The sequence below is a fragment of the Cellulosimicrobium composti genome (assembly GCF_010287905.1).
Lineage (GTDB): Bacteria > Actinomycetota > Actinomycetes > Actinomycetales > Cellulomonadaceae > Cellulosimicrobium > Cellulosimicrobium composti.
The window spans coordinates 21,441-41,640 of the sequence record NZ_JAAFAN010000040.1 but is presented as its reverse complement, the minus strand read 5'-3'; the positions used below and the strand labels follow the sequence as shown (position 1 = coordinate 41,640).

At 75.5% G+C, this 20,200-nt stretch carries 19 protein-coding genes; 7 read left to right on the top strand and 12 right to left on the bottom strand.

Annotation, left to right across the window (positions count from 1 at the left end; genetic code table 11):
* Positions 1–242: 242 nt before the first annotated feature.
* The 3 genes from ftsL to mraZ form a co-directional block, all read right to left on the bottom strand.
* A complete protein-coding gene (gene ftsL, locus GYH36_RS12515) occupies positions 243–692 on the bottom strand; it encodes a cell division protein FtsL (protein WP_024840622.1) in 450 nt (149 codons plus the stop codon).
* Positions 689–1,750: a 16S rRNA (cytosine(1402)-N(4))-methyltransferase RsmH gene (gene rsmH / locus GYH36_RS12510; protein ID WP_162289998.1), complete on the bottom strand. Its 1,062-nt coding sequence runs from the start codon at positions 1,748–1,750 to the stop codon at positions 689–691. The genes ftsL and rsmH overlap by 4 nt, the downstream gene beginning before the upstream one ends.
* A 177-nt stretch (positions 1,751–1,927) precedes the next feature.
* Entirely contained in the window at positions 1,928–2,362 is a 435-nt protein-coding gene (gene mraZ / locus GYH36_RS12505) for a division/cell wall cluster transcriptional repressor MraZ (protein WP_031316739.1), read from the bottom strand.
* A gap of 374 nt (positions 2,363–2,736) precedes the next feature.
* Here mraZ and GYH36_RS12500 point away from each other — a divergent pair, with 374 nt between their 5' ends.
* From GYH36_RS12500 to GYH36_RS12490, 3 genes are read left to right on the top strand one after another with little or no spacing between them, the layout of a single operon-like run.
* Complete coding sequence (locus tag GYH36_RS12500; RefSeq protein WP_024840620.1) at positions 2,737–3,756, top strand: AAA family ATPase; 1,020 nt, start codon at positions 2,737–2,739, stop codon at positions 3,754–3,756.
* A 1-nt stretch (position 3,757) separates the two neighbouring features.
* Positions 3,758–5,098, top strand: a complete 1,341-nt coding sequence (locus GYH36_RS12495; RefSeq protein WP_115942408.1) for a DUF58 domain-containing protein — start codon at positions 3,758–3,760, stop codon at positions 5,096–5,098.
* Entirely contained in the window at positions 5,095–7,395 is a 2,301-nt protein-coding gene (locus tag GYH36_RS12490; protein ID WP_162289997.1) for a transglutaminase TgpA family protein, read from the top strand. Before GYH36_RS12495 ends, GYH36_RS12490 begins: the two co-directional genes overlap by 4 nt.
* Here the strand turns inward: GYH36_RS12490 and GYH36_RS12485 are convergent.
* From GYH36_RS12485 to GYH36_RS12475, 3 genes are read right to left on the bottom strand one after another with little or no spacing between them, the layout of a single operon-like run.
* Positions 7,343–7,735 carry an SCO2097 family morphological protein gene (locus tag GYH36_RS12485; RefSeq protein ID WP_024840617.1) on the bottom strand — a complete coding sequence of 131 codons (393 nt, stop codon included), beginning with the start codon at positions 7,733–7,735 and terminating at the stop codon, positions 7,343–7,345. The genes GYH36_RS12490 and GYH36_RS12485 overlap by 53 nt on opposite strands.
* A gap of 37 nt (positions 7,736–7,772) precedes the next feature.
* Positions 7,773–9,029, bottom strand: a complete 1,257-nt coding sequence (dinB, locus tag GYH36_RS12480; protein WP_115942406.1) for a DNA polymerase IV — start codon at positions 9,027–9,029, stop codon at positions 7,773–7,775.
* A gap of 39 nt (positions 9,030–9,068) precedes the next feature.
* The gene (locus GYH36_RS12475; RefSeq protein ID WP_155099304.1) at positions 9,069–9,512 is read right to left on the bottom strand and encodes an SAV_6107 family HEPN domain-containing protein; all 444 of its coding nucleotides are present in this window, start codon (positions 9,510–9,512) and stop codon (positions 9,069–9,071) included.
* Positions 9,513–9,595: 83 nt separating this feature from the next.
* Here GYH36_RS12475 and GYH36_RS12470 point away from each other — a divergent pair, with 83 nt between their 5' ends.
* Entirely contained in the window at positions 9,596–10,621 is a 1,026-nt protein-coding gene (locus GYH36_RS12470) for a spermidine synthase (RefSeq protein ID WP_203231812.1), read from the top strand.
* 112 nt (positions 10,622–10,733) lie between these two features.
* Here the strand turns inward: GYH36_RS12470 and GYH36_RS12465 are convergent, their stop codons facing one another.
* From GYH36_RS12465 to GYH36_RS12445, 5 genes are all read right to left on the bottom strand, one after another.
* A complete protein-coding gene (locus GYH36_RS12465; RefSeq protein WP_024840614.1) occupies positions 10,734–10,937 on the bottom strand; it encodes a cold-shock protein in 204 nt (67 codons plus the stop codon).
* A 294-nt stretch (positions 10,938–11,231) separates the two neighbouring features.
* On the bottom strand, positions 11,232–12,158 hold the full coding sequence (locus GYH36_RS12460) for a proteasome assembly chaperone family protein (RefSeq protein WP_024840613.1): 927 nt from the start codon (positions 12,156–12,158) through the stop codon (positions 11,232–11,234).
* A 108-nt stretch (positions 12,159–12,266) separates the two neighbouring features.
* On the bottom strand, positions 12,267–12,707 hold the full coding sequence (locus tag GYH36_RS12455; RefSeq protein ID WP_024840612.1) for a response regulator: 441 nt from the start codon (positions 12,705–12,707) through the stop codon (positions 12,267–12,269).
* Positions 12,704–14,368, bottom strand: a complete 1,665-nt coding sequence (locus GYH36_RS12450) for a sensor histidine kinase (RefSeq protein WP_115943624.1) — start codon at positions 14,366–14,368, stop codon at positions 12,704–12,706. Before GYH36_RS12450 ends, GYH36_RS12455 begins: the two co-directional genes overlap by 4 nt.
* Positions 14,365–15,696: a PP2C family protein-serine/threonine phosphatase gene (locus GYH36_RS12445; RefSeq protein WP_312028623.1), complete on the bottom strand. Its 1,332-nt coding sequence runs from the start codon at positions 15,694–15,696 to the stop codon at positions 14,365–14,367. The genes GYH36_RS12450 and GYH36_RS12445 overlap by 4 nt, the downstream gene beginning before the upstream one ends.
* 122 nt (positions 15,697–15,818) lie before the next feature.
* On the opposite strand from GYH36_RS12445, the gene GYH36_RS12440 reads away from it, so the two are divergent.
* The 3 genes from GYH36_RS12440 to GYH36_RS12430 all read left to right on the top strand — a co-directional run bounded on the left by GYH36_RS12440 (position 15,819) and on the right by GYH36_RS12430 (position 19,920).
* The gene (locus GYH36_RS12440) at positions 15,819–18,107 is read left to right on the top strand and encodes a HelD family protein (RefSeq protein WP_115942403.1); all 2,289 of its coding nucleotides are present in this window, start codon (positions 15,819–15,821) and stop codon (positions 18,105–18,107) included.
* Positions 18,108–18,192: 85 nt separating this feature from the next.
* Positions 18,193–19,392: a phosphoglycerate dehydrogenase gene (gene serA / locus GYH36_RS12435; protein WP_115942402.1), complete on the top strand. Its 1,200-nt coding sequence runs from the start codon at positions 18,193–18,195 to the stop codon at positions 19,390–19,392.
* A gap of 108 nt (positions 19,393–19,500) precedes the next feature.
* Positions 19,501–19,920, top strand: a complete 420-nt coding sequence (locus GYH36_RS12430) for a pyridoxamine 5'-phosphate oxidase family protein (RefSeq protein WP_024840607.1) — start codon at positions 19,501–19,503, stop codon at positions 19,918–19,920.
* A gap of 56 nt (positions 19,921–19,976) precedes the next feature.
* On the opposite strand, the gene GYH36_RS12425 is transcribed toward GYH36_RS12430, so the two are convergent.
* The gene (locus GYH36_RS12425; RefSeq protein WP_024840606.1) at positions 19,977–20,171 is read right to left on the bottom strand and encodes a DUF5302 domain-containing protein; all 195 of its coding nucleotides are present in this window, start codon (positions 20,169–20,171) and stop codon (positions 19,977–19,979) included.
* Between the last annotated feature and the right edge of the window lie 29 nt (positions 20,172–20,200).

The following is a 20,200-nucleotide window of genomic DNA, read 5'->3' as shown; positions in this document are numbered from 1 at the left end:
CCCGGCACGGGCCGAGCCCGTGCGGCCCGAAGCCGCGGCACGACCCGACGTCGTACCGCGACCCGACGACGCGGTGCGACCCGACGACGCGGTGCGACCCGGCTCGGCGCGACCCGCCGCAGCCGACCGGCCCCCGGACGCGGCGCGGCCCCCCGGCGCGGGCCGGGAGGCCGTCGAGGCGGGCCGCGGCGTGCCGGCCGCGGACGGTGCCCGTCCCGCGCGTCCGGCCCCCGTGCCCCGCGTCACTGCCCGGCCTCCTCCTGCGGGAGACCGAGGACCGCGCCGTCGGACAGCCGCACCATCGCCGGGTCCTCCGCCTCGACCATGCCGAGGGAACGCGCGGTCTCGGGCAGCGAGGCCTTCTGCTCGGCCACCTGGGCCTGCAGGCTCTGCGTGTCCTGCGCCACGCGGCTCACCTCCCGGCGCAGCTCCGACATCTCGTAGGAGTTGCGCGCCATCGTCGTGTTCACCAGGAGAGCACACAGGAGCGCCGCGCCCAGGATCGACATGCAGAGCACGAGGAACGGGATCTTCGACCGCGCCTGCAGCGGCGCACGGACGAGCTCGAGGCGCGAGCGCAGCGCGCGCTCGGACGCGCCCCCGGGCAGCGCCGTGAGGGACGGCCGCGGAGCGGGCGCCGGGCGCGCCGGACGTGCGAGCGGGCGGGCGGCGGTCGACCTCTGTGCGCTCATCGTGTCCTCTCCCCCGGGTCGTGCGGTCGGTCGGTCGTGCGGTGCTGCGGGCCGCCGGACGGGCGGCGGGCGGCGGGCCGGCGGTGCGGCGGCGTCGGCCGGGTGCGCTCGGCCGCCCGCAGGCGGACGGACGCCGAGCGCGGGTTCGTCTCGCGCTCGTCCGGGGTCGCCTCCTCGGCGCCGCGCGTGAGGAGCCGCAGGTAGGGCTGGTCCTCGTCGGGCACCACCGGGAGCCCCGGGGGCGCGCTGACCGTCGACCCGGCGGCCAGCTCGCGCTTGACGATGCGGTCCTCGAGCGAGTGGTACGACTCGACGACGACGCGCCCGCCGACGGCCAGGACGTCCACGGCCGCGGGGACCGCGCGCTCGAGCACCTCGAGCTCGCCGTTCACCTCGATCCGCAGCGCCTGGAACGTGCGCTTGGCGGGGTTGCCGCCCGTCTGGCGCGTCGCCGCGGGGATCGAGGCGCGCACGAGGTCGACGAGCTCCGCGCTGCGCTCCCACGGGCGCTGCTCGCGACGCCGCACGACGGCCCGCGCGATGCGCTGCGCGAACCGCTCCTCGCCGTACTCGCGCAGCACCCGCGTGAGCGCGCGCTCGTCGTACGTGTTGAGCACGTCGGCGGCGGTCGGGCCGGTCGTCGGGTCCATCCGCATGTCGAGCGGTGCGTCGTGGGCGTAGGAGAACCCGCGCTCGGCCTCGTCGATCTGCAGCGAGGACACGCCGAGGTCCATGAGCACGCCCTGGACCGGCTCGCCGACGACGTCGGCCACGACGTCGCCGATCTCGTCGTAGACGGCGTGCACGGCCCGGAACCTGTCGCCGAACCGCTCGAGGCGGCGCGACGCGCGGTCGATCGCCTCCGGGTCGCGGTCGATGCCCACGACGCGCGCGGTCGGGACCTGCTCCAGCACGGCCTCCGTGTGCCCGCCCATCCCGAGCGTGCAGTCCACGAGCACCGACCCGGGCTCGGCGAGCGCCGGCGCGAGGAGGTCGACGCAGCGCTGGAGGAGCACGGGGACGTGGCGCTCCGCGGCGTCGTCGGGGGTGCTCGTCATGCGCGTCTCCTCTCCGTGCTGCTCGGTGCCCGGCGACGGGCGTGCTGACCTGCTCGTGCTCCGCGGGCGCCGGGCCCCGTACGGTCAGGTCTCCCTCCGCGTCCTTTCTGGCGCCGGGGAAGTGCGTCAGACCGGGCGGGAGGAGGCCTCACCGTGCGGGCGCGGCGGCGCTCGCCCCTAGAAGCGCAGGTCCGGGAACACCTCCTCGGCGGTGTCGGAGTACGCCGACTCCTGCTCCGCGAGATACGTCTCCCACGCCTGCGCGTCCCAGATCTCGACGCGGGTGCCCGCGCCGATCACCGCGACGTCGCGGTCGAGCCCCGCGTACGCCCGCAAGGGCGCGGGGATCGACACACGACCCTGCTTGTCCGGGATCTCGTCGCTCGCCCCCGAGAGGAAGACGCGCAGGTAGTCCCGGGCCTGCTTGCTCGTCACCGGCGCCTGCCGGATCTGGTCGTACATGCGCCGGAACTCGTCCATCGGCAGCAGGAACAGACAGCGCTCCTGCCCCCGCGTCATGACCAGACCCGGCGCGAGCCGCGACCGGAACTTCGCGGGGAGGATGAGCCTCCCCTTGTCGTCCAGACGCGGCGTGAAGGTGCCCAGGAGCAGGCCGGAGGAACCACCGAGCACGTCGTCCACGAAGCCGGACATGCACCTGGCACCTCCTCTCCTGCTCCCTTCTGCTCCACGGTACTCCACTTCCCTCCACCGCTCTCGGTGAAAGCCCCCGCTTTCACCCGCCTTCGCAGGATCTCCGCAGGTCAGCCCGGTGGAGGGAGGTGGAGGGGAGAGGTACCCACGGCGCGTCGCACCTCGTGGGAGGGCCCTGGCGCAGCGGCCCCCGGGCGACGGCGCGCGCCGGAGCGTCCGCTGCGGGGTCCCGCCCCGGGCCGCGACGCCGCGGGGCCCGCGGGTCCACTAGGCTCGTCCCACCCGCGGTCTGGCCGGTCCGCGGCCCTGCGCCACCGACGACGGAGGTCCCCGTGCTCCCCGACATCGCCCCTGTCGCGTCCTCCGACGACCCGGGACCCGAGCACCTCGCCGGGCTCGACGAGCTCGTCGAGACCACCGGCCGCATCCGTGAGGGCATCGAGTCGGTCGTCACCGGCCGTCCGGACCTCGTGACGATCACCGTCGCGGTCCTCCTCGCGCAGGGCCACCTCCTCGTCGAGGACGTCCCCGGCGTCGGCAAGACGACCCTCGCCAAGGCGCTCGCACGCACGATCGACTGCAAGGTCGGGCGGATCCAGTTCACGCCCGACCTCCTGCCGAGCGACCTCACGGGCGTCAACATCTACCGCGCCGCGAGCCACGAGTTCGAGTTCCGCCCCGGGCCCGTGTTCTCCAACATCGTCATCGGCGACGAGATCAACCGCGCCTCGCCCAAGACGCAGTCCGCGCTGCTGGAGTGCATGGAGGAGGGCCAGACGACGGTCGACGGGACGACCCACCAGCTCCCGAGCCCGTTCCTCGTCGTCGCGACGCAGAACCCGGTCGAGATGGAGGGGACGTACCCCCTGCCCGAGGCGCAGCGCGACCGGTTCATGGCGCGGCTCACGGTCGGGTACCCCGACGCCGAGGCCGAGCTGCGCATGCTCGACACGCAGGAGTCCGACAACCCGCTCGCCCACCTGCGCCCCGTGACGACCGGCGCGGCCGTCCTGCGGTTCGCCGAGGTCGCCCGGGCGGTGTACGCCTCCCCCGCGGTCAAGCGGTACGTCCTCGCGCTCGTCACCGCGACGCGCGAGCACCCCGGCCTGCGGCTCGGCGCCTCGCCCCGCACGACGCTCCAGCTCCTGCGCGCCGCCAAGGCGCTCGCCGCGATGTCCGGGCGCGACCACGTGCTCCCGGACGACGTCCAGTACCTCGCCGTGCCCGTGCTCGCGCACCGCCTCGTCATCACGACCGAGGCCCGCCTCTCGGGCCAGGACGCCGAGGCCGTCGTCTCGTCGATCGTGGCGCAGACGCCGATCCCCGCCCTGGACGCGACCGAGCGACGCTGACGTGCGCGTCCCGTCGTCCCTCGCGCGGCTCCGCACCCGGAGGCGGAGCCTCGCCAGCGCGCGTCTCACGCGCCGCGGCACGGCCGTGCTCGCCGCCGGCGCCGCCCTCGTCGTCGTCGGCGTGACCCTCGGGCTGCCGGACCTCGTCGGTCTCGGCGCCGCCGGGGCGCTGGCCGTCGGCGCCGCGTGGTGCTGGATGGCGGTCCGCCGCATCGACCGCGGGCGCGGCGCGCTGCACGTCACGCGTCGCGTCCAGCCCAACCCGGCGGTGCGCGGCCAGTTCACGACGGCGCGGCTCACCGTCGCGGCGGCGCGCACGACGTCGTCCACGGCGGCGACGCTGTCCCGTCTGCGGATCAGCGAGCAGGCGGCGCACGAGCTGTGCGACCAGGGCTCGCTGCGCGCCCAGGTCGCGACGGTCGGCGACCACATCGCGGTGCGCTACCGGCTGCGGCCGCTGCGGCGCGGCCGGTGGCCGCTCGGCCCCCTGCTCACGACGCGCGTCGACCTGTTCGGGCTCGTGAGCGCGACCCAGGAGCTCGGCGAGCCGACGTCGGTGGCCGTCTGGCCGCGCACCGTGGAGCTCCCCGCGCGCGGCGCGCGCGCGTTCGGCGAGCACGAGCGCTCCGCGTCCGGAGCGCGCCTCGCGTCGAGCGACGACTCCGTGCTGCGCGACTACGTCGCGGGCGACGACCCGCGGCGCGTGCACTGGGCCAGCGCCGCGCGCCACGGCCAGCTCATGGTGCGGGCGGACGAGAGCGCGGGGCTGCCGCCCGTCACGGTGCTCCTGGACCGCGGGCTCCTCCCCCACCCCGAGCTCGCCGCGTCGAGCCAGCGCGCGCTCGCCGACGGCGAGTGGGCCGTCGAGTGCGCCGCGTCGGTCGGCGTCTCGCTGCTCCAGGCCGGGCACCCGGTCCGCCTCGTGCCGTCGTCGCTCGCGCCCGTCGTCTCCGGCACCGGCTTCCGCGTCAACCGCTCCGGCGAGGGCCCGGCGGACCTCCTCGACGCGACCGTCGACCTGCACGGCCACCACGGCGTCGCGGACGGCGACCGCGCGGTCGTCGCGACGGCGGAGGCGCTGCGTCGCGACCGCCGTCCCGGCGAGATCACCGTCGCCGTGCTCGGCCCGCTCGGCTCCGTCGCCCGCCACAGCGTCGCCGCGACCGCCGGCGACGGGCAGCAGCGCGCGCTCGTCGTGAGCGCCCGACCCTGGGCCCCGGAGCACGCCGACGCCCTCGAGACGGTCTCCGCGCTGCGCCGGGCCGGGTGGCACGCCGCGCTCGTCGACCCGTCGATGTCCCTGGAGCACGCCTGGACCCTGCTCGTGGAGGGCACCCGATGACCACCCCCCGCCCGGCCCCCGCCTCCCCGGTCGCGTTCCGGGTGCTCGCCACGAGCGTGCTCGTCGCGGTCGCGGTCGTCGCCTCGACGTACGCGCTCGGCAGCGTCATCGGCCCCGGCGGGTGGACCGGGACCGCCGTGCGCGTCGTGACCGTCCTGGCGCTCGTCACCGGAGCGAGCCGCTACGCGCTGGAGCGCGGCCACGCGACCCGGGGCGAGACGCTCGCGCCGCCGGCCGCCCTGCTCCCGTCGCTCGCGGGCCTCGTCGCCGGGCTCTGGGCCCTCCTCGGGCTGTACGGCGGGCCGACCGACCGGTTCTCGCTGCTCATCGGGCTCTCGAACGTCGACCGGGTCCTGTCCCGGCTCTCCACCGCGCGCGACCTCACGCTCGCCGAGGTCGCGCCGATCGACCCGAGCCTGCCGATCGCCCTCATGGCCGTCGGGGGTGCCGTCGTCGTGTTCCTCGTCGCCGACCTCATGGCCGGAGGTCTGCGGCTCGGCGCGGGCGTCGCGCTGCCGCTCCTCGCGCTGTGGGTCCCCGGTCTCGTCATCATGGGCGAGGTGCCGCCGGTCGCGTTCGTCGTGACCGTGACGGCGCTCGTGCTCCTGCTCGCCGTGGACAACCCGCACCGCACCGTGCGGCGGGGGACGGTCGGCCGACGGGCCGAGGACCGCGCGGCCGGCGGGCTGCGCGCCGCCGGGGCGCTCGCCGTCGCGCTCGCCGTCGCGGTCGCCGCGCTCGGGCTCGGCTCGGCCAGCGCCGCGCTGCCGGAGGTCGCGTCGGCCTCGTGGTCGCGCCTGTTCTCCTCGACGGGCCAGACCGTGCGGCTGTCGGACGACCTCGACATGCGGCGCGACCTCGCCGAGCGCTCGGGCGAGGTCGTCCTGCGCTACCGCACGGACGGCGACGAGGTCGGCCCGCTGCGGGTGTTCACCCTCACCGGGTTCGACGGCACCAACTGGCGCCGCGGCGCCGACCGCGACGGCGACCCGGTCGAGGACGCTCAGCAGCTCCTGTGGCCCGGCGACCCGGCCGCCGTCGAGGAGCCGACGACGGTCCGCGTCACGCTCGAGACGCTGCGCGACACCAAGCTCCCCGTCCCGATCGAGCCGCGCGCCCTCGACATCGACGGGGACTGGTCGTACGACGACGTCCGCGACGAGGTGCTCGGGGACCGGCCGACGGGCGCGGGGACGTCCTACGGGCTCGTCGTCCACCCGCGCCCGCTCGACGCCGACACCCTGCGCGGCGCGACCGGCAGCGACCCGGACGACCCGAACTACCTCGACGTGCCCGCGACGGAGCACGAGCAGGACATCCGCGACCTCGCGACGGAGGTCGTCGCGGGGGCGACGACGCGCTACGACCAGGCCCTCGCCCTGCAGACCTACTTCCGCGACGTGTCGCGGTTCACGTACTCGACCGACGTCCCGGCGGGCGACTCGGGCGACGCCGTCTGGGACTTCCTCCAGGACCGGACCGGCTACTGCGTCCAGTTCGCGACGTCGATGACGATGATGGCCCGCACCCTCGGCATCCCGGCGCGGCTCGGCGTCGGCTTCCTGCCGGGCGAGCGCGTCGACGACACGGGCTTCCAGGTGACGGGCCGCGACTCGCACGCGTGGCCCGAGCTGTACTTCCCCGGGCAGGGCTGGGTGCGGTTCGAACCGACCCCGGCCCAGCAGACCGGGCCGACGCCGCAGTACGCCACGCCGGTCGCCGTCACGCCGGGCGGCCCCGGCGACCCGGGCAACGTCCCGACGCCGGGGGCCACGACCGCGGCGCCGTCGCCGTCGGCGAGCGAGGCGCCCACGGCTCCGGGGACGACCGGGCGGCCCGCGGGCGCGCAGGAGGAGGCGACGCCGTGGACGGTCGTCGCGGGGGTCGCACTCCTGGTCGTGGTCGTGCTGGGGGCGGCCGCGTGGCTCGTGCTGCGGCGGCGCTCGGAGTCGTCGAGCCTGCGCGACGCGGAGGACGCGTGGGCGGAGCTGCGGAGCCGGCTCGACGCGCTCGACGTGCGGTGGCCCTCGTCGACGACGCCGCGCAACGTGCCGGCCATCGTGGTGGCGGCGCTCCGCGAGCGCCGTGGCGTGCACCCGCTCGACGACGACGTGGCGGAGGCCGTCGCCGACCTGGCGTCAGCGCTCGAGGTCGAGCGTTACGCGCCGCACCCGCGGGCGATCGTCCGTGCCGAGCGTCTCGAGGAGCGTGTCGACACGGCGGTGGGTCTGGTGGAGGAGTCGCTCAGCGACCGTCCTGCTCCCGCCGACGGTCCCAGCGCTCTTCCAGTCGGCTGAGGAAGGGCTTGCGGGCGGGCTTGCTCGCCGCGGCGGGGCGGACGGTGCCGTCGGCCTCGACGGTGCCGACCGGGCCCTTGCGCGAGCGCGGTGACTGGAAGACGAGCACCACGCCGGCGAACATCAGGACGAAGCCGATCACGCCGAGCCAGGTCTGCGAGAGCGCGGCTCCCAGCACCAGCAGGAGAAGCCCCCCCACCACCCCGACCCCGGCCAGGACGTAGCGCAGCGCAGAGCGACGTCGAGGGGCCTGGAGCGTGTTCGCCAACCGCGGGTCGTCCGAGGTGAGCGCGCGCTCCATCTGCTCCAAGACCCGCTGCTCGTACTCAGACAGAGGCATGAGCACCCCGTTTCTCCACGGTGGTCGTGTGTCCCCCTCAGGATAGATCGACATCCGCGGGGGTGGTAGTCGAGCGGACCCTCGCCGGGCCCATCGCGATGGAACTCACTCCGAAACGCCCCCGGACCGCGTCGACCGCCTCCTCGACGCGCCGCCGGGCCGCGCCCGCCTCGTCCACCGCCTCGTCCAGGGTGGGCTGCACGACCGCGTCCGCCCGCGGCTCGAGGCCCTCCGCCCGGACGCCGACGAGCCGCACCGCGAGGCCCCGCAGGTCGACCCCCGCGACGAGCTCGCGCGCGACGAGGTAGATCTCGCGCGCGACGTCCGTCGGGGCGCCCAGGGTCCGCGACCGCGTGACGGTGCGGAAGTCGCTCGTGCGGACCTTGACGCTCACGGTGCGCGCGACGAGATGCTGGCGGCGCAGGCGCCCGGCGCAGCGGTCGGCGAGCTCGAGCACGCGCGCCTGGACGTCCGCGAGGTCGCGGCGGTCGTGGGCGAAGGTCGTCTCGGCTCCGATGCTGCGCTCGGCCCGTCCGGGCTCGACGGGTCGGGGGTCGCGGCCCCACGCGAGGTCGTGCAGGTGCGCGCCGGAGACCTTCCCGACCGCGGCCTGCAGCACCGCGACGTCGGTGTCCGCGAGCTCGGCGACCGTGCGGATCCCCCAGCGCGCCAGGACGCCCTCCGTCCGCTCCCCCACACCCCACAGGGCGCCGACGGGCAGCGTGCGCAGGAACGGGACGGTGGCGGCGGCCGGCACGAGGAGGACGCCGTCGGGCTTGGCGTGGGTCGAGGCGAGCTTGGCGACGAACTTGGTCGTGGCGATCCCGACCGAGCACGTGATGCCGTGCTCGGCCCGCACCCGCTCGCGGAGCCCGGCGGCGATCCGCGTCGGCGGCCCCAGGCGCCGTCGCGCGCCGCTCACGTCGAGGAACGCCTCGTCGACGCTCACCTGCTCCACGAGGGCCGTGATCTCGCCGATCGCCGCCATGACCGAACGGGACACCTCGTGGTAGCGCGTGTGGTCGGGCGGCACCACGACCGCCTGGGGGCACAGCCGGCGCGCGGTGACCATCGGCATCGCGGAGTGCACGCCGAACGCCCGCGCCTCGTAGGTGGCGGCGAGCACGACGCCGCGCTCGGCGCCCCCGACGATCACCGGGCGGCCCACGAGCTGGGGGCGCCGGGCGAGCTCGACCGACGCGAAGAACGCGTCCATGTCCACGTGGAGGATCGAGCAGCCGTCCTCGTCCGTGCCCCAGTCGCGGCGGACCTGCGCGCGGGGCCCGCGGCTCATGGCCGGCTCACCGCGCGCGCCACGCGGGGCGGGGCGACCTCACGACGCCGCCGTCCGCAGGCCCGGGAGGCGCACGAAGCCGGCGTCGGGGTCGATGAGCATCGCGACCTCGTCGCGGAAGTCCTCGGCGCACGCCATGAGCTCGTCGGCGCGCCGCGGGTCCACGGCGTCGAACCGTCCGGCGTCGACCGCCGCGCGCACGCGCGCTCCGCTCGCGAAGTAGCCGGACCACGAGGCGAGGCCCGGCTCCGCGTCCGCGAGCTGGTCCCACACCGAGCGTGCGCGGCCCCGGCGCGCGGGGCGGCCGCGCAGCGCGACGACCGCCGCCGCCGCGCGCAGCGCGCCGAGGTGGGCGTGCACGAACCGCTCGCCCGCGTCCTGCGCGAGCGCCGCGGCGACGAGCTCCGCGTCCGCGCGGCCCAGCAGCCGGCGGACCTCCGCGGGGACGGCGACCCGGCTCCTCGCGCCTGCATCGTTCGACATCGCGCACCTCCTGCTCCCACTATCGAACACCTGTTCGAACCTGTCAACGCCGGGGGTGCGCGCGCAGCCCGTACCGTGGGCCCATGGCTCGCCGCACCTCCCGCCGCTCCTCAGGGTCCTCCGCACCACCCACACCGACCCGGCGCCGGGGCGGGCAGACGGGCCCGGCACGGCCCGCGCTCCCGGCGGAGCCGGTGCCGACGTCGACCGGCGTCGCCCGCGTCGAGCGCGACCCGGACCGCCCGTCCGCGGTGACGCTGCACGTCAACGGCGTGCCGAGCTCGTACGTCGACCTCGACGACCCCGGTCTGCTCGCGTTCGAGTACATGCAGCAGATGGCCGCGGTGGTGGACGAGCTCGCCCCGGGCCCGCTGCGCGTGCTCCACCTGGGCGCCGCGGGCTGCAGCATGCCGCGGTGGGTCGAGCACACCCGCCCCGGCTCCACGCAGCTCGGCGTCGACCTCGACGCCCGCCTGCTCGAGCTCGCCCGGGCGTGGTTCGACCTCCCCCGCGCCCCGCGCCTGCGCCTGCGCCCCGACGACGCGCGGCACGCCGTCGAGGGGCTGGCCGACGCGTCGTGGGACGTCGTGGTGCGCGACGTGTTCGCCGGCGACCGCACGCCCGACCACCTCGTGACGCTCGGCATGGCCGCCGCGGTGCACCGCGTGCTGCGTCCCGGCGGCGTCTACCTCGTCAACTGCGCCGACCGGCCGCCGCTGACGCTCGTGCGCCGCGAGCTCGCGACGCTCGCCGCGGTGGTGGGCGAGGAGGCGTGGGCCGAGGGGCGGCTCGCGGCGGTCGCGGAGCCCGCGCAGCTCAAGGGGCGGCGCTACGGCAACGTCGTGCTCGTGGCCGTGCGCGCGGGCGACGGCGCACCCGACCTCGCGGGCCCGGGCCTGGGCCGGGCGCTGCGCTCGCTCGCGGTCCCGGCGCGCGTGCTCACCGGCGACGAGCTCCGGTCGTTCGTCGGGTCCGCCGCGGTGCTGCGCGACCCGGAGCCGGTCGCGACGCCGGACACGGGGCCGGGCGCGGGGCCCGACGTGCGGGACGAGGACGGCGACCCGGCGGCACCGCGGCCGGGCGCAGGCGGCGGTGCCGCCCGCCCGTGACCGCCCCCGTACCCACGACCGAGCCCCGACACGACAGGAGCCGCGCCCCGAGGGACGCGGCTCCTGCGCTGCTGCTACGACCGGTCGGCCCGGTCGCTGGACGTCGTGGACGTCAGAGCGGGCGGACCTTCTCCGCCTGCGGGCCCTTGGGGCCCTGGGTGATCTCGAACTCGACCCGCTGCGCCTCGTCGAGCGTGCGGTACCCGTTCGTCTCGATCGCCGAGTAGTGCACGAAGACGTCGGCACCGCCGCCGTCCTGCGCGATGAAGCCGTAGCCCTTCTCGGCGTTGAACCACTTCACAGAACCCTGCGCCATGCTCTTCCTCTGACCTTCTGTCCATCCGGGGACATCAGCGGCGGACCCTTCGTCCACCCCGTGCGCCGCAATGCCATGTCCCACGTCCTCCGCCGGCGCCCCCGGCCGTGTGCGGCCGGCGGACCGACGCCGGACCACCCTGCCGGGCGGACCCACGTACCGGCCCTGCCCCGGGTCGTGCGCAAGTACGTCACTGCAACGGGTGACAGTGTGGCACGGACCACGTCCGGTCCGCCACGAAACTCGCCACCTCGTGATGATTTTTCGGCACATTCTCCCCGGACCGGGGTGGGCTCACTCCCCGGACTGCTGGGCGAGGAAGCGCTCGAACTCCGCGCCGAGCTCGTCCGCCGTCGGGATGGGCGCCGACTCGGCGAGCAGGCTCGTGCGGCCGACGGAGCGCGCGAACGCGTCGTACTGCTCCTCGAGGGCGCGCACGACCGCGGCGACCTCCTCGGAGTCGCGGACCTGCCGCTCCACCTCGATGGTCGCGTCCTGCACCGCCTCCGCGAGCCCGCTCGTCGCGAGGTCCAGACCCGTGACGCGCTGGACCTGCTCCAGCGCGACGACCGCCGCGGGCGGGTACGACGACTGCGCGAGGTAGTGCGGCACGTGCACGGTGAACCCGAGCGCGTCGTGCCCCGCGCGTCCCAGGCGCAGCTCGAGCAGCGCCGCGAGGCTCGCCGGCACCTTCACGGTGCCGAACCACGACGTGTGCTCGCCGAGCAGCTCGGGGCGCGTCGCGTGCGCCGTCACGGACAGCGGCCGCGTGTGCGGGATCCCCATGGGGATCCCGTGGAAGCCCACGGTGAGCGAGACGCCGAGGCGCTCGACGACGTCGCGCACCGCCGCGACGACGCGCTCCCACTGCACGTCCGGCTCGGCGCCGTGCAGGAGCAGGAACCCCGTCCCCTCGGCGTCGCGCACGTGGTCGATCACCAGGTACGGCTCGTCGTAGTCGGACCAGCGGTCGGTGCTGAACGTCATCGTCGCCCGCTTCGAGCGGTAGTCGAGGAGCTGGTCGACGTCGAAGGTCACCACCCGGGTGACCTCGCCGATCTCCAGCAGGTGGTCGACGGCGAGCTCGCCCGCGCTGCCCGCGTCGACGAACCCCGCCACGGCGTGCAGCAGCACGGGCCCGGCGCCTGGCTCGGGCGGGGTGGGCCACAGGCGCGCGACGGCCTGCTCGTCGAGCTCGTAGATCCCGCGAGGGTCCAGCATGCATCCTCCTCGTCACGTCCTTCGCCCGTCGCCGCGCACGGCGTGCGGCGGGCCTGACGTGGACAACGCGTCCGCGGCCCCGGTTCTTCCCGGGCCGGCGCCGGGCGCTCAGCGCCCGGGGAGCCGCACCACGGAGACGAAGAAGTCGTCGATCTGGCGCACGACGTCGATGAACCGGTCGAAGTCGACGGGCTTGGTGACGTACGCGTTGGCGTGCAGCGAGTAGCTGCGCACGACGTCCTCCTCGGCCTCCGACGTGGTGAGCACGACGACCGGGATCTTGCGCAGCGCCTCGTCCGCCTTGAGCTCGGCGAGGACCTCGCGCCCGTCCATCCGCGGCAGGTTGAGGTCGAGGAGGATGAGGTCGGGCGTCGGGGCGTCCGCGTGCTCGCCCTCCTTGCGCAGGAACTCCAGCGCGCTCACGCCGTCGGAGACGACCGACAGGCGGTTGGTGACCTTGTGGTCCTCGAACGCCTCGCGCGTCATGAGCACGTCGCCGGGGTCGTCCTCCACCAGCAGGACGTCGATCGGCTTGCTGCCGTTGCTCATGCGGAGGTCTCCTCGTCGTCGTGGCGCACGCGTGCCGGAGCGTCGGGCTCCGCGGCGTCGTGGTCGGAGCGAGCGTAGCCGACCTGCGCGTGCACGTACGCGTGCGCGAGCGTGAAGCGGATCGTCGTCCCGCCCTCGCGCGGCTCGATCCAGATCCGGCCCCCGTGGTACTCGACGATGCGCTTGCACAGCGCGAGCCCGATGCCGGTCCCCTCGTAGACGTCCTTGGCGTGCAGCCGCTGGAAGATGACGAACACGCGCTCGGCGTACTGCGGGTCGATGCCGATCCCGTTGTCCTCGACGGACAGCTCCCAGTGCGTGTCGCGCGCGAGGACGCCCACGTGCACGACGGGCGCGCGCTCGGGGTCGCGGAACTTCAGCGCGTTCCCGAGCAGGTTCGCGAGGAGCTGGTGCAGGAGCGCGCGCTCGCCCACGACGACGGGCAGCGGGTCGTGCGTCACGGTCGCCCCGGTCTCGACGATCTTCTCCGACAGGTCCTCGAGGACGCCGACGAGCTCGCGCTCGAGGTCGACGTCCACGCGCTCGGTGCCGGTCCGCCCGACGCGCGAGAAGCCGAGCAGGTCCTGGATCAGCCGCTGCATGCGCTTCGCGCCGTCGACGGCGAAGTCGATGTACTGGTCGGCGCGGTCGTCGAGCTGTCCGCCGTAGCGCTTCTTGAGGAGCTGGGTGAAGCTCGCGACCTTGCGCAGCGGCTCCTGGAGGTCGTGCGACGCGACGTACGCGAACTGCTCGAGGTCGCGGTTGGACCGCTCGAGCTCGCGCGTCCGCTCGGCGAGGAGCTCGTGCGAGCGCGCCGCGTCCTCGTGCGAGGCCTTGATCTGCGCGACCTGGTTCACGAGCTCGACGCGCATGTGCTCCACGTCCTGGGCGAGGTCCGCGATCTCGGCGGGGCCCGAGGTCGTGACGGGCTCGTCGAGGCTGCCCGAGCTCACGAGCCGGACGCGGTGCGCGAGCGCGGTCATGGGCTCGGTGACCCATCGCTTGAGGCACACCCAGAGGATGATGCCGACCGCGAGCGCCGAGCCGACGAGCACGAGGACGCTCCCGAACAGCGCACGGCTCCAGCGGTCGAGGGCCGCGAGCCGCTCCTCGCGCTCCGCGCGCAGCAGGTCGACGTACTGGGCCGTGTCGGCGCGCGCCGCCGCGAAGAGCAGGGCGCCGTCCGCTTGGTCCGCGGCGCGGACCCGGCCCGGCCCGTCGTCCTCGGTGGTCGCGATCGCGGGCTCGGCGTAGTCCACGACCCAGGCGCGCACCGACGCGTCGGCGCGCGCGAGCGCCGCGGCGAGCTCGTCGTCGAGGTCGAGGCGGTCCACGAGGGCCGGGTCCGGCACGACGCCGGCCGCGTCGACCTCGACCGCGCGCACGTACGCCTCGAGCGCGGTGTCGTCGCCGGTCGCGACGTACGCGCGCACCGCGACCTCGGCGTCGAGCAGCCCGACGTAGGCCGCGTCGGCCTCGGTCACGGCGTCGAAGAACGGGCCGGTGACGTCGTGCTGGAGCGTGAGCACGCGTGACAGGGCGACGGCCGACGTCGCGAGGACGCCCAGCAGGATCACTCCGGCGACGACGAGCGCCCAGCCGAGGCGTCGCCGCAGGGTCGGCGCGCGTCCGACGCGCGCCCCCTCCGCCGGCCCGCTCACCGCGCCCACTCCTCGGAGTCCGCGAGCGTCGCGGTGCGCTCGCCCGGCGACGCCTCGTCGCCGCCCCAGCCGAGGACGAGGAGCGCCGCGTCGTCCGCGAGGGGGCCGCCGTGCAGGTCGCGCACCGAGCGGAAGACGCGTTCGACGACCCCCTCGACGCCCTGCTCGAGCGCGCGGTCCACCGCGCGGCGCAGCCCCTCGACCCCGACGCGCTGCGGGCGCTCGCGCGATCCGCCCCGGCCTCCCGGCCCCGCGACGGTTGCCTCGACGAGCCCGTCCGTGTAGAGCATGAGCGCCCACCGCTCCCCCAGCTCGACCGTCTGGGAGGTCCACCCGCCCGAGACGGGGATGCCGAGGGCGCGGCCCCGCGCGGTGGGCGTGATCTCCGACGCGACGTCCCGCAGCAGCAGCGGCGCGAGGTGGCCCGCGAGGTAGACCTCCGCGGTGCGCCGGTCCGCGGAGATCACGACCTGGCACAGCGTGACGAAGACCTCGGGTCGCGAGCGCTCGGGCACGAGCACGCGCTCGAGCAGCGGCAGGATCCCCTCGGGCTGGGTGTCGCTGAGCACGATCGTGCGCCACGCGGTGCGCAGCGTGGCCCCGAGCGCCGCCTCGTCGGGGCCGTGCCCGGCGACGTCGCCGATGACGCACAGCACCGTCCCGTCGGGGCGCTCGACGGCGTCGAAGAAGTCGCCGCCGAGCAGGCCGTTCCCGCCGGGGACGTAGCCGACCATGACGTCGAGGCGGTCGTCCTGCACGAGCGGGGTCGGCAGGAGCGCGCGCTCGAGCCGCGCCGTCTCGGCCGCGCGCACCTCGCTGCGGTACAGCGCGCGCTGCTGCTCGACGGACATGCGGCGCTGGACGGCGTAGCGCACCGACCGGCCGAGCAGGTCGCCGTCGACCTCGCCCTTGACGAGGTAGTCGTCGGCACCCGCGGCGACGGCCTGGACGCCGAGGTCGATGCCCGAGTGCCCGGTGAGGACGACGAGCGCCGGGGGGTGCGCGCCCGCGCGCAGGCGCTCGACGGCCGACAGCCCGACCGAGTCGGGCAGCCCGAGGTCGAGCAGGACGCAGTGGACCTGGCGCGAGACGAGCGTCTCGAGCGCGGCGTCGAGCGTGGTCGCGCGGTGCAGGTCGACCGTGAGGTCGCCGTCCGAGAGGAGCTCCTCGACGAGGAGCGCGTCCCCGTCGTCGTCCTCGACGAGGAGGATGCGCAGCTCGTCCGTGGGGTCGAGCACGGCACGCTCGGAGTACGGCTGGCCGGCCGCCCGGGCTTCGTCGCCCCGCCCCGAGGGTCGCGCGGGGACCTGGCCTCCGGTCCCGGTCACGACGCCCGCTCCCCTCTGGTCGTCATGGGCCACGATCCTAGCGGCAGGCGCGCGTCGGTCCCGGTCAGGGCGGCGAGACGCGCCGGTGGCCGCGTCCCGCGCCGGGGCCCGCGTACGCCATAATGGACGGCCGTGCCGGCGGCGCGACGCGGGGTCGAGGAAGGGACAGCGTGGGACGCAAGGACGAGCTCCGGCTCGAGCAGGAGGTCGTGGACACCCTCTACGCACGCCTCGACGAGCTCCGGGCGGCCGCCCGGACGCGGCTCGACGAGGTCCGTCGCTCCGGGCCGTCGGGCTCGCCGCAGAACCGCAGCGAGCGGGACGCGTTCGCGACGCTGTACGAGGACCGCGTGGCCCAGCTCGACGCCGTCGAGGACCGCCTCGCGTTCGGCCGACTCGACCTGGACGACGGCGCGCGCCGCTACGTCGGCCGCATCGGCCTGACGGACGCCGAGCACTCGAGCCTCCTCACCGACTGGCGCGCGCCCGCCGCCCAGGCGTTCTACCGCGCGACGGCGGCCCACCCGGACGGGGTCGTGCGACGCCGGCACCTCGTCACGCGCGGGCGCGAGGTCACGGGGCTCGAGGACGAGCTGCTCGACCTCGACGCGCCGGAGGCCGTGACGGGAACGACGCTGTCGGGCGAGGGCGCGCTCCTCGCCGCGATGGCCGCCGGGCGCACGGGTCGCATGGGCGACATCGTCGCGACGATCCAGGCCGAGCAGGACGCGATCATCCGGTCGAGCCTCACCGGGGCGCTCGTCGTCCAGGGCGGCCCCGGCACGGGCAAGACGGCGGTCGCGCTGCACCGCGCCGCCTACCTCCTCTACGCGCACCGACGGGTCCTCGAGCGCTCGGGCGTCCTGCTCGTCGGCCCGAGCCACTCGTTCCTGCGCTACATCGACCAGGTCCTGCCGTCGCTCGGCGAGACCGGGGTCGTCAGCACGACGATCGCCGACCTCCTCCCGGGCGTCGTCGCCGACGGCGAGGAGGACCCGCGCGCGGCGCAGGTCAAGGGCCGGGCGGTCATGGCGCGCGTGGTCCGGCGTGCCGTGCGGGCGCGCGAGCGCGTCCCGGCCGCCGACGTGCCCGTGCGACTCGACGGTCACGACCTGCTGATCCGGCGCCGCGACGTCCGCGACGCGATCGCGAAGGCCCGGCGCACCCACAAGCCGCACAACCTCGCGCGCGTGACCTTCGTGCGCGAGATGCTGTCGCGGCTCGCCGAGCAGTACGGCCGCCAGCTCGGCGAGCCCCTCGTGGGCGAGGACCGCGCGCTCGTGCTCGAGGACCTGCGCTCGCACCGGGACGTGCGCGTCGCGCTCAACCTCGCGTGGCTGCCGCTCACCCCGGAGCGCCTCGTCGAGGACCTGTGGACCAAGCCGCACCGCCTCGCCGAGGCCGCGCCGGAGCTGTCCCCGCAGGACCGGCGCCTGCTCGAGCGCCCCAAGGGCTCGCCGTGGACGCCGGCCGACGTGCCGCTGCTCGACGAGGCCGCCGAGCTGCTCGGCGAGGACGACCAGGCCGAGCGCGCCGAGGCCGCCGCGCGCGCCGCGCAGCGCGCGCAGGACCTGGAGTACGCGCGCCAGGTGCTGGAGTCGTCGGGCGCGGGCGGCGGGATCGTCGGCGCCGACGTGCTCGCCGAGCGGTTCGCGGCGAGCGGCCCCCGGCTCACCACCGCCGAGCGCGCGGCGCAGGACCGCACCTGGACCTACGGCCACGTCGTCGTGGACGAGGCGCAGGAGCTCTCGGCGATGGCGTGGCGCATGCTCGTGCGCCGGTGCCCCACGCGCTCGTTCACCGTCGTCGGCGACGTCGCCCAGACGTCGTCGCTCGCCGGCGCACGGTCGTGGCAGGGCATGCTCGACCCCGTCTTCCACGACGCGTGGCGCCTCGCCGAGCTCACCGTGAACTACCGGACGCCGGCGTCCGTCGCGGACGCCGCGCGCCGCGCCGCGCTCGCCGCCGGGCTCCCCGTCTCGCCCCTGACGTCGGCGCGCGACGTGCCCGACGCCCTGCGCGTCGTCGAGGTGGCGCCCGGCGACCTCCACGCGGGGGTCCGGGCCGAGGTCGACGCCGCGCGCGCCGAGTTCGTCGCCGCGGAGTCGGGTCGCGTCGCCGTCGTGGCGGCCGCCGCCGCGACCGCGGACCTGCGCACGGCGCTCGACCTCGCGGACGCGGGCCCCGACGCGCCCGTCGTGGTGCTCGACCCGGTGCAGGTCAAGGGCCTCGAGTTCGACGCCGTCGTGCTCGTCGAGCCCGCGCAGGTCGCGACGGGCCGCTCCGGCGCGTCCGACCTGTACGTGGCCATGACGCGCCCGACGCAGCGCCTCGTCGTCGTGCACGCCGCCCCGCTCCCCGCGGGCGTCGCGCCGGCGCGCGCGGAGAGCGGCGCGCCCGCGAGCGCCTGACGCCACGGTCCGCGGGGCCGTTCACCTCGTCCCGAGGGTCAAGACCCGTTTGGTCCAGGCCGTGGAACGGGCGCACCATGGGTGCGTGCTACGCGCCCTTCTCCTGGAAAACCTGCACCCCCTCGCCGCCTCGAACCTCGAGGCCGCGGGCATCGACGTCACCGTCCGCACCGGGGCCCTCGACGAGTCCGAGCTGATCGAGGCGCTCGACGGCGTCCACCTGCTCGGCATCCGGTCCAAGACGAACGTCACCGCGAAGGTGCTCGAGAACGCCCCCGACCTGGTGGCGCTCGGAGCCTTCTGCATCGGCACCAACCAGATCGACCTGCGGTCCGCCGCGGCCCAGGGCGTCGCGGTGTTCAACGCGCCGTTCCAGAACACGCGCTCCGTGGTCGAGCTCGCGCTCGCCGAGATCATCGCGCTCACGCGCCGCCTCACCGAGCGCGACCGCGCGCTGCACGAGGGCCGCTGGGACAAGTCCGCGGAGGGTGCGCACGAGGTCCGCGGCCGCACGCTGGGCATCGTCGGGTACGGCAACATCGGCACGCAGCTCTCGGTCGTCGCGGAGAACCTCGGCATGTCCGTCGTCTTCTACGACACGGCCGAGAAGCTCGCGCTCGGCAACGCGCGCCGCATGGACACGCTCGACGAGCTCCTGGAGCAGGCGGACGTCGTCACGCTGCACGTCGACGGGCGCCAGGGCAACGCGGGCCTGTTCGGCGCGAAGCAGTTCGCGCGCATGCGGCCCGGCGCGATCTTCCTCAACCTCTCGCGCGGGTTCGTCGTCGACTACGGCGCGCTGCGCGAGGCGATCGTCGAGGGCCGCGTCGCGGGCGCCGCCGTCGACGTGTTCCCGCACGAGCCCAAGCGCAAGGGCGACGCGTTCGACTCCGAGCTGCGCGGGCTGCCGAACGTCATCCTCACCCCGCACATCGGCGGCTCGACCGAGGAGGCGCAGGAGGCGATCGGGCAGTTCGTGTCCGCCAAGCTGCGCGACTACCTGACGACCGGCTCGACGACGCTCAGCGTGAACCTGCCGAACCTCGCGCTCGAGCAGACGACGGGCATCACGCGCATCACGCACCTGCACCGCAACACCCCCGGTGTGCTCGCCGCGGTCAACGCGACGCTCGCCGAGCACGGCACGAACATCGAGGGCCAGCTGCTCGCGACGCGTGGCGAGATCGGCTACGTCGTCACCGACGTCGGCTCGCGCGTCGAGCCCGCCGTCATCGAGGCGCTCGCCGCGATGGAGCAGACCATCGCCCTGCGCATCCTCGACTGATCGCCGCGAGCGCCTTCGCCGCGTGCCACCCGGTGCGCGCGGCGAAGGTCCTCGCGCGGCGTGACCTTCGCCGCTGCGCGGCCCCGCGGCGCGGTGCCACGATGGAGCATGACCGGATACACGCACGACGGGCCGCAGATCCTTGATGCCGACGCGTCGTGGGACCTCGTGGAGGGGACCCACGTCGCACGCCTCGCGGTGAGCGTGGGGGGCGAGCCGGACATCTACCCCGTGACCGTGCGCGCGCACGCGCGCACCCTCGCGTTCCGGACCGTGCCGGGCACCAAGCTCGCCACGATCGCGACCAACCAGCGCGTCGCGCTCGAGTGGGACGCCGTGGACGACGACGGCGCCTGGAGCGTCGTGGCGCGCGGCACGGCGCACCGCCTGCGCACCGAGCACGAGCTGGACGCGCTGGGCGTCGACACCGAGCCCCTGGCGCCGCTCGTGGACGTCCCGACCGAGGACTGGGTCGTCGTCGAGGCCACCGAGCTCACCGGGCGACGCTTCACCCTCGCGGAGTCGTAGCGGACGCGCGTCGTCCGGCCGCCCCCGCGGGGACGACCGGACGACGGGAGCCGGTCTCAGCCGGACTTGCGGCGGAACGTGCGCTGGACGGGACCCACGGTCTCCGAGCCGTGGACGGACCCCGTGTTGGTGTCGCCGTCGGCCGTGCGGTGGCGCGCGGCGTTCTTCCGGTCGAGCGCCTCGCGGAACTTCGCCTTGGCCTCGTCGGTCGGTGCGGTGTCTGCCGCGGATCGCTGCTGGTCGGACGCCATGGCGGTCTCCTCGTCGATGGGGAAAGCTC